Here is a 12,368-nt window from a genome sequence, read left to right on the forward strand (position 1 = left end):
CTTCTTGACAAAGCTCATATGGTTCAAGAGAAAGGAGAGAGTAAGTGTCATGTTTGACGAGTGACCCGACCATGCTGGTCTGCAGCTGCAATTACATCACCGACAAGGACATACAGGCCGTCATCACCGAGATGCTCGATGAGGACTGTTGGCAGTTGATCGTGCCCGGCAAGGTTTACCATGCCATGGGCAAGCGCGGCCGTTGCTGTGGATGCTTCCCGAATGTCGTCGATCTCATCATTCGCACGACCGCGGAATATCACGCCGCCCGCAAGACTGAAGAAACCAAGGTCGTCAACTTCATGGAACGGCTGAAGCAGTTTCACGAAGAGCAGAAGGCCGCATTGGCCGAGCGGCGCCAAGCCATGGCAGCCGCCCGTCGGGCAGGATAAATCCTCAAGATCTCATCGTATAGGGGCAGGGCAGACCTGCCCTTTTTCACGCGAAGCCACGAACCATAACCTGTCAGCGGCCTCAGCTCGCCTGAATCAATGTCGGGGGCAGCCGCATTTCCCGATCTCAAAATTAGAATCTTTCTAAAAGAACTCGACACACGTGAGCAGGGGCGCTAGAGTTGTAGCGTCCGAATTTACATAAGGGATGTATATCATGAAGGGTGATCCGAAGGTCATCGAACGGCTCAACGAGGCTCTGTTTCTCGAGCTCGGTGCGGTCAACCAGTACTGGCTGCACTACCGCCTCCTCAACGACTGGGGCTACACCAAGCTTGCCAAGAAGGAGCGCGCCGAATCGATCGAGGAGATGCAGCACGCCGACAAGATCATCGACCGGATCATCTTCCTGGAAGGCCACCCGAACCTCCAGCAGGTCGCACCCCTCCGCATCGGCCAGAACGTCAAGGAAGTGCTGGAAGCCGACCTCGCCGGTGAATATGATGCCCGGACCTCCTACAAGGCCTCGCGCGACATCTGTTACCAGGCAGGCGACTACGTCTCGATGAAGGTCTTCGAACAGCTCCTCATCGACGAAGAAGGCCATATCGATTTCCTGGAGACACAGCTCGAGCTTCTCTCCAAGATCGGCGAAGAGAAATACGGCCAGCTGAACGCGGATTCGGCCGACTCGGCCGAATAGTCAGCTACCTGCCCATGACGAAAGCCCCGTACGCGGGGCTTTTTTCGTTTCAGGCTAGCGGGTTTCAGGCCCGACCGACCCTCGAGAATTGACAGCGAGGATCAACGCTCCCGCCGCGCCAGGAACGCAAGCCGCTCGAAAAGATGCACGTCCTGCTCGTTCTTCAGGAGCGCACCATGTAGCACCGGCAGCGCATTCCTCGCCTCGCCGCGCAGGTCCGCCGGATCGACGTCCTCGGCGACCAGAAGACGGATCCAGTCCAGCGCCTCTGAAGTCGATGGCTTCTTTTTCAGGCCGGGCGTTTCGCGAATTTCGTAAAACTGGGTGAGTGCGTTGCGGAGCAATGTCTTCTTGATCCCGGGATAATGGACCTCGATGATCCGTTCCAAAGTCTCGGCGTCTGGGAATCGAATGTAATGAAAGAAACAGCGGCGCAGGAAGGCGTCCGGCAGTTCCTTCTCGTTGTTCGACGTGATGATGACGATCGGCCTGACACGGGCCGACACCGTCTCTCCAGTCTCGTAGACATGAAACTCCATCCGGTCGAGTTCCTGGAGGAGGTCGTTGGGAAACTCGATGTCGGCCTTGTCGATCTCGTCGATCAGCAGCACGCATTTCTGCTGGGCGACAAAAGCCTGCCAGAGCTTGCCTTTGCGGATGTAGTTACCAACGTCGTTGACGCGAGCATCGCCGAGCTGGCTGTCGCGCAGGCGCGAGACCGCATCATATTCATAGAGGCCCTGCTGCGCCTTTGTCGTCGACTTGACGTTCCATTCCAGCATATCGAGGCCGAGTGCAGCCGCAACCTGACGGGCAAGCTCGGTCTTGCCGGTGCCCGGCTCACCCTTGACCAGCAAGGGCCGCTCCAACCGGATCGCGGCATTCACCGCAACCATCAGATCCTTGTCGGCAACGTAGTCTGCGGTCCCCTGAAACTGCATCGCGTCTGAGCCTCGTTCATCCTCGGCCGCAACCTAGTGACGCATGTGACCGGGTGCAAGCGCAGGCATGTCTTTCGCCCGCTTACCAGAAAAAGCTTGTATTTTCCCGGCAATCTGACAGGCTGCATTCCATGAACGCTGATGCGTGTCCGTCTGCAAGTGCCCCATCCGCAAGGACGGAATTTCGGGCGCCGGACATCACCGACCTTCTCCTCGACCCAATTTTCGCCGTCCGGACCAGCTGGTCCGGCAGCCAGGCCCCGTATAACGGCAGGCTCCCATAGACCGGCAGGACTGATCGTCCGATCCGCAGGTCACAGGGTGTCTGTCCCGACCGCAGCCTCCCAGCTGCAGGAGATCCCCATGTCCAGACATCTCTATTCCATCGGCGACACAGTGACGCTGAAAGATGGCCCCGTTCGCCTCGCCCGCAGCAATGGCGCCTGCAAGGTGCTGGCAACGCTCCCCGAGACCGGCGGAAGCCGCCAGTACCGGGTTCGCTTCGAAAGCGAGAGCTTCGACCGTTGCATCGCCGAAACCGACATTGATCCCAGCCGCAGCAAGACATCTGCGCGGGCACCGGCTCCTGCAAACACCCCGAAAAAGGAAAGCACATCATGGCTAAAGGCCAACAGCGTTCGAACCGCGAAGTAAGAAAGCCGAAGCAGGACAAGGCCAAGCCGTCCGCAGCCCCGGTTTCCACCTTCACGACCCAGATCAAGAATGCCGAGGCGGCTTCCCCCAAGAAGCGCTGAGAAAGCAAGGCCCGGACCCCTCGCAGAGGTCTGTCCGGGCGACTTTTTCCCTCCGGTGCAGGTGCCTTACCCTCCGCATTGACCTTTCCCTTTTGGGCGAAGATGCGCTATGGGCTGGCCCATGACTTCGACCTCTTTCACCCTTCTGCTCGGCGGCAGCCTGACCGTCACTGATCGTCTGCGCGCGCTGACCGAAGGAAGCCGCGTAATCGCGGCTGACAGCGGCATGCGCCATGCGGTGGATATCGGCGTCACACCCGAGCTCTGGGTCGGCGATTTCGACAGCAGCGATGCCGCCCTGATCGCGCGCTTTCCAAATGTCGAGCGACGAACCTACCCGGCCGCCAAGGCCGTCACCGACGGGGAGATCGCGGTTGCCGAAGCAATCGCACGCGGCGCCACCCGGCTGATCTTCGCCGGCGCTCTCGGCGGCGAGCGATCCGACCATGCGCTGCAGCACTATCTGAACGCGCTGGGCTTGGTCGAAGACGGTTACGAGGTCGTCCTGACCTCCGGCGAGGAAGAAGCCTATCCCTTTGTCGAACAGAGCGAGCTTGCGCTCGAACTGCCCAAGGGCGCGCTGTTTTCCGTGCTTGGCTTCACCACGCTTGAAGGCCTGACGATCCGCAACGCGCGCTATCCACTTGAGGATTTCCGGTTGCGCTTCGGCTCGTCGCACACGATATCCAACCTCGCCGAGGGGCCAATCTCGGTCTCGCTTTCCCGTGGCCGGGCCATGCTGCTCGCTCGCCCTTACGATTTTTCCGGAGCCTGAAACCTTGGCGCCTCCCATTCTGAAACTCGATGACATCCAGCTTTCTTTCGGTGGCACGCCGCTGCTCGCCGGCGCCGACCTGCAGGTCGAACCGGGTGACCGCATCTGTCTGGTCGGCCGCAACGGCTCGGGCAAATCGACCCTGATGAAGATCGCAGCCGGACTTGTCGAAGCCCAGTCCGGCGAGGTTTTCCGCCATCCGTCTTCGACGATCCGCTATCTGGAGCAGGCGCCGGATTTCCAAGGCTATTCCACCGTTCAGGCCTATGCCGAAGCAGGTCTGGGGCCAGGCGACGATCCCTACCGCGTCACCTATCTGCTCGAACATCTCGGCCTCACCGGCCAGGAAGATCCAAAACAGCTCTCCGGCGGAGAGGCTCGTCGCGCGGCCCTCGCCCGCGTGCTGGCTCCAGAGCCTGACATCATGATGCTGGACGAGCCGACCAACCATCTCGATCTCCCGACGATCGAATGGCTGGAAGGTGAGCTGTCGAAGAGCCGCAGCGCGCTTGTCCTCATCTCCCACGACCGACGGTTCCTCGAAAAGATCTCGACTGCCACAGTCTGGCTCGATCGCGGCCTCTCACGTCGGCTCAACAGGGGCTTTGCCCATTTCGAGGAATGGCGCGACCAGGTTCTCGAAGAGGAAGAGATCGAGCAGCACAAGCTCGGTCGCCAGATCGAGCGTGAGGAACACTGGCTGCGCTATGGCGTGACGGCGCGCCGCAAGCGCAACATGCGCCGCCTCGGCAACCTCCAGTCACTGCGGGCCAATTACCGCGGCCACAAGGGACCGCAGGGCACGATCCAGGCCTCTGCCACAGAGGGCAAGGAAAGCGGCAAGCTCGTCATCGAGGCCGACAAGATCGCCAAGACCTATGGCGACCGCACCATCATTGCGCCATTCTCGATCCGCGTGCATCGCGGCGACTGCATCGGTCTGATCGGTCCGAACGGCGCCGGCAAGACGACGCTGCTCAAGATGTTGACAGGCCAGCTGGCACCGGACGAGGGCGTCGTGAAGCTCGGCACCAATCTCGAGATCGCCGTTCTCGACCAGAAGCGCGAGGATCTGAATCCGGACGACACTCTCGCCCACTACCTCACCGACGGCCGTGGCGACAACCTCCTGGTCAATGGCGAGCAGAAGCATGTCACCGGCTACATGAAGGACTTTCTCTTCCAGCCGGAACAGGCCCGCACACCGATCCGCAACCTTTCGGGCGGCGAACGCGCACGTCTGATGCTGGCGCGCATCATGGCCAAGCCCTCGAACCTGCTCATTCTCGACGAACCGACCAACGATCTCGACATCGAGACGCTCGACCTGCTGCAGGAAATCGTCGCCGGCTATACCGGCACGGTCATCCTCGTCAGCCATGACCGTGACTTCCTCGACCGCACGGTCACCTCGACCATCGCACCTGCCAATCCTGACGCGCCCGATGGCCGTTGGATCGAATATGCCGGCGGCTATTCCGACATGCTCGCCCAGCGCAAGGGTGTCGAGGACGAGCGCAAGCGGGCGGAAAAGGCCGAGAAGGTGAAGGTTCTGGAGGCCACCGGCGGCAAGCCGGCCGGCAGCGCAAACAGCAAGGGCAAGCTCTCCTTCAAGCAGAAATTCGCACTCGAAAACCTGCCGAAGGAGATGGAGAAATCCGAGAAGGAGATCGCCGCCCGCGAAGCCAAGATGGCTGATCCAAACCTCTTCACCAAGGATCCCCAAACCTTCAACAAGCTTGCTGCCGAACTGGAAAAGCTGCGCGCCGACATCACGCGCATGGAAGAGGAATGGCTGGAACTCGAAATGCTGCGCGAGGAGTTGGAGGGGTAAGGCTGATCTCAAGCACACCGCCTTCAGGCCAAACCAATCTGCAGCCACAAAAACCCGAACCAACATCCGAGCAATAGCGCAAGCCAAATATAGCCGACCTTGTTCTTGTCACTCGGCATATTCCACCGGTTTGTCTTGGTATTCCGTAGACCGTATCTGGCATCTATCAAAAGATAGAGGGCTATAGAGATCAAAAACGACGCTATAAACATCATGTCTCTACCCTGGCCCTTTGAGGGGCGTGCATCCGTTTGCTCCCGGTGAGACCTCTTCTCACAGACCGTTTAGCATAGGCACCTTCCAAACTCCCTTGCGCGTGTGCCGATGCGGTCAACTGTCCCCCATCTTGCACTCCAAAGCACGGCGCGCTATCTCAAGGTTGCTCTAACGGGGTGCCTTCCGGTTTTCGTGACCGGAATGCTGAGAGGCGTCACGCCAACCCGCGGAACCTGATCCGGTTAACACCGGCGGAGGGATTAGACGCGTCGATCGCAAAGCGCCCTATCCCGATATCAATTGTTTTTTGGAGGAGGGCGTCATGCCGTCATGTCTATCCGTATTTCTGCGCTCCGGCTTTGCCGCAGCCATTCTGTCCACCGGGCTCGCCATGCCGGCAGCCGCTGCCGACAAGACACTCACCGTCTACACCTATGAAAGCTTCGTTTCCGAATGGGGCCCGGGCCCCAAGGTGAAGGAAGCATTCGAGAAGGCCTGCGCCTGCACCGTCGAATTCGTCGGCGTTGCCGATGGCGTGGCGCTGCTGACGCGTCTCAAGCTGGAAGGCGAGACATCCAAGGCAGACGTCGTGCTCGGGCTCGATACCAATCTCGTTGAGGAAGCCAAGCAGACCGGCCTGTTTGAAGCAAACGGCGTCGATGCATCCGCCGTGAAACTACCCGGCGGATTCAGCGACGATGTCTTCCTGCCCTATGACTACGGCCATTTCGCCGTGATCTATGACACCGAGACGATCAAGACCCCGCCGACGAGCCTGAAGGACCTGGTCGAGGGCGACCCGTCCCAGAAGATCGTCATCCAGGATCCACGCACCTCGACGCCGGGTCTCGGCCTGCTGCTCTGGGTGAAATCGGTCTATGGCGATGAGTCGCCGGAAGCCTGGGCCAAGCTCAAGGACCGTATTCTGACAGTGACGCCGGGCTGGTCGGAAGCCTACGGCCTTTTCACCAAGGGCGAGGCGCCGATGGTGCTCTCCTACACCACTTCGCCGGCCTATCACATGGTCGCCGAAGAAACTGACCGTTACCAGGCGGCGGAATTCTCCGAGGGCCATTACATTCAGATCGAGGTCGCCGGCCTTCTGAAAAATGCGCCGGAAAAGGAACTGGCCCGCCAGTTCCTCGCCTTCATGCTTGAGCCCGGCTTCCAGGATACCATCCCGACCAACAACTGGATGATGCCGGTCGCGGCGACGTCAGAGCCTCTGCCAGACGCATTCGGCAAGCTGGTCCAGCCTAAGTCGACATTCCTGATGACACCGACGGAAGTCGCCGCCAACAGGCAGGCCTGGATCGACGAATGGCTCAAGGCCATGACGCTGAAGTAGTATCGTATGATCCGCCCGCTACATCAGTCACGACGACAGAGGCTGCCCGCGCTCGCGGGTGGCCTTGTCGTTCTGCTGGTGGTCGCGGGCTTCGTCGGCGTCGCGCTTGCAGCCCTGCTCGCGGGGCGACTGTCGGGCGGCCTGCTCTCCGCCTTTGCTGATCCCGTCGTCCGTTCGGTTCTGTCATTTACGCTCTGGCAGGCCTTCCTTTCCACGATTCTCTCCGTGGGGCTTGCCTTGGCTGTTGCCAGTGCACTCGCGCGCCAGCCGGATTTTCCGGGTCGAATCTGGCTGATCCGCCTGATGGCCGTGCCGATGGGTCTGCCGGTCCTGATCGGCGCGCTCGGCCTCATCGGCATCTTCGGCCGCAGCGGCATCGTCAACGATGTCCTGACCGAGCTCGGGCTCGCCCAACCCATATCGATTTACGGGCTGACGGGGATTCTGATCGCCCATGTCTTCTTCAACCTGCCGCTAGCCACCCGGTTGATGCTGTCCGCTCTCGAGCGGGTGCCGGCGGAATACTGGCGCATGTCGGCAAGCCTCGGCTTCTCGCCGCTTTCCACCTTCCGCTTCATCGAGTGGCCGGTCCTCGCCCGTGTGATCCCCGGGGCAGCGGGCCTGGTCTTTATGTTGTGTGTGACAAGCTTCACCCTCGTGCTGATCTTTGGCGGCGGCCCCGCCGCGACCACGATCGAGGTCGCTATCTATCAGGCGCTGCGTTTCGACTTCAATCCAGAGCGCGCCGTCTCGCTGGCGCTCCTGCAGATCACCGTGACGGGCATGATTCTCGCCGGCCTGAGTCTCCTGCCCGCAGCGTCAGACACCGGCTTGACCAGCGGTCGACGCTTCCCGCGCTTCGACGGACGACGTCCGCTGGTCCGCCTCGCTGACGGACTGCTCCTGCTGCTTGCCGCTCTCTTCCTCATTCTGCCGCTCGGCCAAGTGGTTGTCTCCGGCCTCCAGGCGGATCTCGCCAGACTTGTCTCCCAGGCCGCCTTTCAACAGGCCGCTTTGACCAGTCTGGGCGTGGCTCTCGCCGCTGGGCTGATCGCCACACTGCTCGCTTACGGCGTGATCGCCGCGCGTGCCGAGATCGCCACGACCCGCGCGCAAAACACCGGAAACCGCGTCTTTTCGCTCGCGCTCGCCTCCATATCCTCGCTGGTACTGCTTGTTCCCACCAGCGTTCTCGCCACCGGCTGGTTCCTGGCTTTGAGACCACGGGGAGAGATCGCGAGCTTCGCGCCCTTCGTCGTCACAGGTATCAATGCGCTCATGGCACTGCCTTTTGCCGTGCGTGTGCTGGAACCCGCTTTTCGCGAGCACCGGGCGCGTACCGGCAGGCTTGCCGAAAGCCTGGGTCTCTCGGTCGCCCAGCGCCTGCGCCGCGTCGATTGGCCCGTCCTGAAGCGACCATTGCTGACGGCGCTGGCCTTCGCCATGGCACTCTCGCTCGGTGACCTCGGGGCAGTCGCGCTCTTCGGCTCCGAGAATATCTCGACCCTGCCCGCCCTTATCTATGCCCGGATGGGCAGCTATCGCAGCACCGATGCCGATGGGCTTGCCCTTATTCTTGGGGTAATTTGCCTGGTGCTGGCGCTGATTGGAGCGCCGGGAACACGTGAAACCACGAACAACCGCCGGGAGAGACCCGATGCGCGATGAAGCTTCGACCAGCATCCGCCTCGACGACGTCCACCTGACGCTGGGGAACCGCTCCTTCCATTTCGACTGCGGCTTCGAGCGCGGACGGATCACAGCCGTCGTCGGCCCCTCGGGCTCCGGCAAGTCGACACTGCTCAACCTCGTCTCGGGCTTCGAACGGCCGGATAGTGGGCGGATCGAGATCGCCGGTCGCGACGTGACAGATCTGGCGCCGGCAGAGCGCCCTGTTTCTCTGGTCTTCCAGGACAACAACCTATTTTCCCATCTCGATCTTTTCACAAACATCGGACTCGGCATCCATCCCGCGATGCGCCTCACCCCGGCCGATCGCAAGGCGATCTCCGATGCTTTGGAGCGCGTCGGTCTTGCAGGCTATGAGCGTCGCCTGCCGGGCTCGCTCTCTGGCGGCGAAAGGCAACGGGTAGCCTTTGCCCGCGCTTTGGTCCGCCACCGCCCCGTCATGCTGCTCGATGAGCCATTTGCAGCGCTCGATCCGGGCTTACGCACAGCGATGGTCGACCTGCTCGTGGACCTCCATACCGAGACCAGCGCCACGATTCTCCTCGTCACCCACGATCCGCGCGATGTCGAACGGCTGGCAGACGACGTCGTTTTCATCGACGACGGGCATGTGCTCGTAATTACCGATAAGGCCGCCTTCTTCGAGAGGCATGACCTCGCCGCCGTGCAGAACTTCCTCGGTGAGCCCCCCTTTGCGCGCCAATCGCCTTAATTTGGTCGCCCGCGCCTGCCATGCGCGTCGGGAATAGTTGTTCCTTCGGCAAGACCATTGGTCATTTCCTCCGGCATGACTATCTTCTGGAGCATGCGGTGTTTTCGCACTATGTGAAGGACTGCCGGATCGATACGAAACGATGTCGGCAGAGGGTAATTGATGCTGCACCCGGCGGTCGGCCAAATCGGCGATCGTCCGGGGTCAGGGTGAAGGGGCAGGATGCAGTTTTTGAGCCGGAACAGCGCAATGGCTGCCGAAGCGGATCGGCGGCGACGGCCATTCAGGCTCGCGTCGAGCGTAGCCGTGCTCGTTTCTGTGGGCCTGGCTCTCTCTTCCTGCCAGTCTCTGTTCGAGCAGGCCTATGAGCCATCTGTCGCGCCGTCCAGCAATCCGCAGATCGTCGACGAGGTCCAGAAAGGTGATCCGCGCGCTCAGATGGGTGCACGTGAACATCCGCGCATCGTGGCTTCCTATGGCGGGGAATATTCCGATGCCAAGACCGAGCGCCTCGTCGCGCGCATCGCGGGTGCCCTGACAGCCGTCTCGGAAAACCCGAACCAGTCCTACCGAATCACCATTCTCAACTCGCCCGCCATCAACGCCTTCGCACTGCCGGGTGGCTATCTCTATGTCACGCGCGGCCTGCTGGCGCTTGCCAATGACGCATCGGAAGTCGCAGCCGTACTCAGCCACGAAATGGCGCATGTGACCGCCAATCACGGCATCGAACGTCAGCGCCGCGAAGAGGCGGAAGTGATCGCAAGTCGTGTCGTGGCGGAGGTTCTCTCCAGTGATCTCGCCGGCAAGCAGGCGTTGGCGCGCGGCAAATTACGTCTGGCGGCCTTCTCGCGTCAGCAGGAGCTGCAGGCAGACGTCATCGGCGTTCGCACGCTTGGCGAGGCCGGCTATGATCCCTATGCCGCCGCCCGCTTCCTCGACTCCATGGCGCGCTACAGCCAGTTCACCTCGGTCGATCCGGATGCGGACCAGAGCCTGGACTTCCTGTCGAGCCATCCGAACGCGCCGCAGCGCGTCGAGCTCGCCAAGCGTCATGCCCGCGCCTTTGGACCCGAAGGCACCCATGGCGAGACGGGTCGCGAGTATTATCTGAATGGTATCGACGGCCTTCTCTACGGCGATAGCCCGCAGGAAGGTTTCGTCCGTGGCCAGACCTTCCTTCACGGCCAGCTCGGCATCCGTTTCGATGTGCCCGTCGGTTTCCAGATCGACAACAAGGTCGAAGCCGTCCTTGCCACAGGTCCAGGCGATGTCGCGATCCGGTTCGACGGCGTGGCGGATAATCAGAAGATCAGCCTACCGAACTACATCTCGAGCGGCTGGGTCACCGGTCTGCTGCCGGACACGATCCGGACGATCACCGTCAACGGGCTGGAAGCCGCGACCGCACGAGCGTCTGCAGATCGCTGGGACTTCGACATTACCGTCATCCGCATCGGTCCGCAGATCTTCCGCTTCCTGACCGCAGTGCCGAAGGGTAGTCCAGCGCTGGAAACGACGGCTGCCCAGCTGCGCGCCTCCTTCCGGCGCATCACGCCCCAGGAGGCGGCTTCGCTGAAGCCGCTGCGCGTCCGTGTGGTGACGGTCGGCGCCAACGACAATATCGGCACCTTGTCTGCCCGGATGATGGGCACCGACCGCAAGCTAGAGCTCTTCCGCATGATCAATGCACTGGGTCCAACCTCGAGTGTCAGGCCCGGCACGCGGGTGAAGATCATTTCGGAATGAAATGCCGACCTTCCGACAACAAAAAAGCCGGCGCAGATGCCGGCTTTATTTTTGTTTTTGAATGTCCAATCAGTAAGCCATCTCATACCGCGCAGCAGCCGGTGCTCGGTCGGACAGGGCCGATTTGAGCTTTTCCAAAGCCCGGGTCTCGATCTGGCGTACACGCTCCTTGGATATCCCAAGCTCTGCGCCGAGTTGTTCGAGCGTCGCGCCGTCCTCCGTCAGACGGCGAGCCTTGATGATCCGGCTCTCTCGCTCGTTGAGGCGGTCCATAGCGTCCCGCAGCCATCCATGCCAGCGTTCACCATCGATGATCGACGTCACTTGCTCATCGGGGAGCGCTTCCTTGCTTTCCAGCATCTCCAACTGCTCGGTGCCCTCACCATTCCGTCCAGCGACGGGGGTCTGCAGCGAGGCGTCATTGCCGGAGAGGCGCGCATCCATGGACTGGACATCAGACAGGCTGACGCCGAGAGCAGAGGCGATCTCCTGATGGATGGCCTGGTCGGAAAGACGATTATCCCCTTGGGCGAGCTTGGCCCGCAGGCGCCGGAGGTTGAAGAACAACGCCTTCTGGCTGGAACTCGTGCCTCCGCGGACGATGGACCAGTTGCGGAGAATGTAGTCCTGCATGGACGCGCGAATCCACCAGCCGGCATAGGTCGAGAATCGCACTTCGCGACCGGGATCGAAACGAGCCGCGGCTTCCAGAAGGCCGATGTAGCCTTCCTGGATCAGGTCGTTGAGCGGTAGACCGAACCCGCGGAACTTGGACGCCATGGCGATCACGAGACGCATATGTGCCTGGGCGATGCGATTGCGTGCGCCCTGATCGTCATGCTCCTTCCAACGGATCGCAAGGTCGAGTTCTTCCTCACGCTCCAGGTAGGGCTGCGACATGGCATACTTGATGATGTGTCTGTCAGCGGATGTGGCTTTCATCGGACATCTCCATGGTCTCTTCGACCGCAGGCCTCTCGCAGGCCTTCTTGCCGGCATTGTCTCCTGAACGGCTGAGCGTCGGACAGGTTCCAACAGAATGCCAGGCGCGGTGGTGGTTGCGTCGCTCTCATCTGCTTATCTGACCTCTACTACGCGCCCGGTGCGGCATCGGATTAGCCGCAGCGGGTGCGACCATCTGTCGGCAAGGGATGATCACGTGGAAGTGAGAGATTGAGCGGAATAACAAGCATGTGGAGTGCCTGGAAACGCAAAACGGCGCGGGTCAAACCGCGCCGTTGAAGTCAAGCAAGA

At 61.2% G+C, this 12,368-nt stretch carries 12 protein-coding genes and 1 riboswitch; of the genes, 10 read left to right on the forward strand and 2 right to left on the reverse strand.

Annotation, left to right across the window (positions count from 1 at the left end; translation table 11 throughout):
• Positions 1 to 71 precede the first annotated feature (71 nt).
• Positions 72 to 392, forward strand: coding sequence for a (2Fe-2S)-binding protein (locus E9677_RS20430; protein ID WP_136560051.1), 321 nt, complete (start codon positions 72 to 74; stop codon positions 390 to 392).
• Positions 393 to 609: 217 nt separating this feature from the next.
• The gene (gene bfr / locus E9677_RS20435; protein ID WP_136559898.1) at positions 610 to 1,095 is read left to right on the forward strand and encodes a bacterioferritin; all 486 of its coding nucleotides are present in this window, start codon (positions 610 to 612) and stop codon (positions 1,093 to 1,095) included.
• A 101-nt stretch (positions 1,096 to 1,196) separates the two neighbouring features.
• Here the strand turns inward: bfr and E9677_RS20440 are convergent, their stop codons facing one another.
• Positions 1,197 to 2,036, reverse strand: a complete 840-nt coding sequence (locus tag E9677_RS20440) for an AAA family ATPase (protein ID WP_136559899.1) — start codon at positions 2,034 to 2,036, stop codon at positions 1,197 to 1,199.
• A 363-nt stretch (positions 2,037 to 2,399) separates the two neighbouring features.
• Here E9677_RS20440 and E9677_RS20445 point away from each other — a divergent pair, with 363 nt between their 5' ends.
• The 8 genes from E9677_RS20445 to E9677_RS20475 all read left to right on the forward strand — a co-directional run bounded on the left by E9677_RS20445 (position 2,400) and on the right by E9677_RS20475 (position 11,114).
• Positions 2,400 to 2,690 (forward strand): cold-shock protein, encoded by a 291-nt coding sequence (locus tag E9677_RS20445; RefSeq protein WP_112239686.1) that lies wholly within the window; start codon positions 2,400 to 2,402, stop codon positions 2,688 to 2,690.
• Positions 2,654 to 2,791, forward strand: a complete 138-nt coding sequence (locus E9677_RS25305) for a hypothetical protein (protein WP_168801285.1) — start codon at positions 2,654 to 2,656, stop codon at positions 2,789 to 2,791. The genes E9677_RS20445 and E9677_RS25305 overlap by 37 nt, the downstream gene beginning before the upstream one ends.
• Before the next feature lie 121 nt (positions 2,792 to 2,912).
• A complete protein-coding gene (locus tag E9677_RS20450) occupies positions 2,913 to 3,566 on the forward strand; it encodes a thiamine diphosphokinase (RefSeq protein WP_136559900.1) in 654 nt (217 codons plus the stop codon).
• Between the two features lie 4 nt (positions 3,567 to 3,570).
• The gene (locus E9677_RS20455; protein ID WP_136559901.1) at positions 3,571 to 5,400 is read left to right on the forward strand and encodes an ABC-F family ATP-binding cassette domain-containing protein; all 1,830 of its coding nucleotides are present in this window, start codon (positions 3,571 to 3,573) and stop codon (positions 5,398 to 5,400) included.
• Positions 5,401 to 5,778: 378 nt separating this feature from the next.
• Positions 5,779 to 5,893, forward strand: a riboswitch (TPP riboswitch).
• 45 nt (positions 5,894 to 5,938) lie between these two features.
• On the forward strand, positions 5,939 to 6,964 hold the full coding sequence (gene thiB, locus E9677_RS20460; protein ID WP_136559902.1) for a thiamine ABC transporter substrate binding subunit: 1,026 nt from the start codon (positions 5,939 to 5,941) through the stop codon (positions 6,962 to 6,964).
• A 6-nt stretch (positions 6,965 to 6,970) separates the two neighbouring features.
• Positions 6,971 to 8,632, forward strand: a complete 1,662-nt coding sequence (gene thiP / locus E9677_RS20465) for a thiamine/thiamine pyrophosphate ABC transporter permease (RefSeq protein ID WP_136559903.1) — start codon at positions 6,971 to 6,973, stop codon at positions 8,630 to 8,632.
• A complete protein-coding gene (locus E9677_RS20470) occupies positions 8,622 to 9,365 on the forward strand; it encodes a thiamine ABC transporter ATP-binding protein (protein ID WP_136559904.1) in 744 nt (247 codons plus the stop codon). Before thiP ends, E9677_RS20470 begins: the two co-directional genes overlap by 11 nt.
• 249 nt (positions 9,366 to 9,614) lie before the next feature.
• Positions 9,615 to 11,114, forward strand: a complete 1,500-nt coding sequence (locus E9677_RS20475; protein WP_235883047.1) for a M48 family metalloprotease — start codon at positions 9,615 to 9,617, stop codon at positions 11,112 to 11,114.
• Between the two features lie 69 nt (positions 11,115 to 11,183).
• On the opposite strand, the gene E9677_RS20480 is transcribed toward E9677_RS20475, so the two are convergent.
• The gene (locus E9677_RS20480; protein ID WP_136559906.1) at positions 11,184 to 12,056 is read right to left on the reverse strand and encodes an RNA polymerase factor sigma-32; all 873 of its coding nucleotides are present in this window, start codon (positions 12,054 to 12,056) and stop codon (positions 11,184 to 11,186) included.
• Positions 12,057 to 12,368 lie beyond the last annotated feature (312 nt).

Source organism: Peteryoungia rhizophila, assembly GCF_004912145.1.
GTDB classification, from domain to species: Bacteria; Pseudomonadota; Alphaproteobacteria; order Rhizobiales; family Rhizobiaceae; genus Allorhizobium; species Allorhizobium rhizophilum.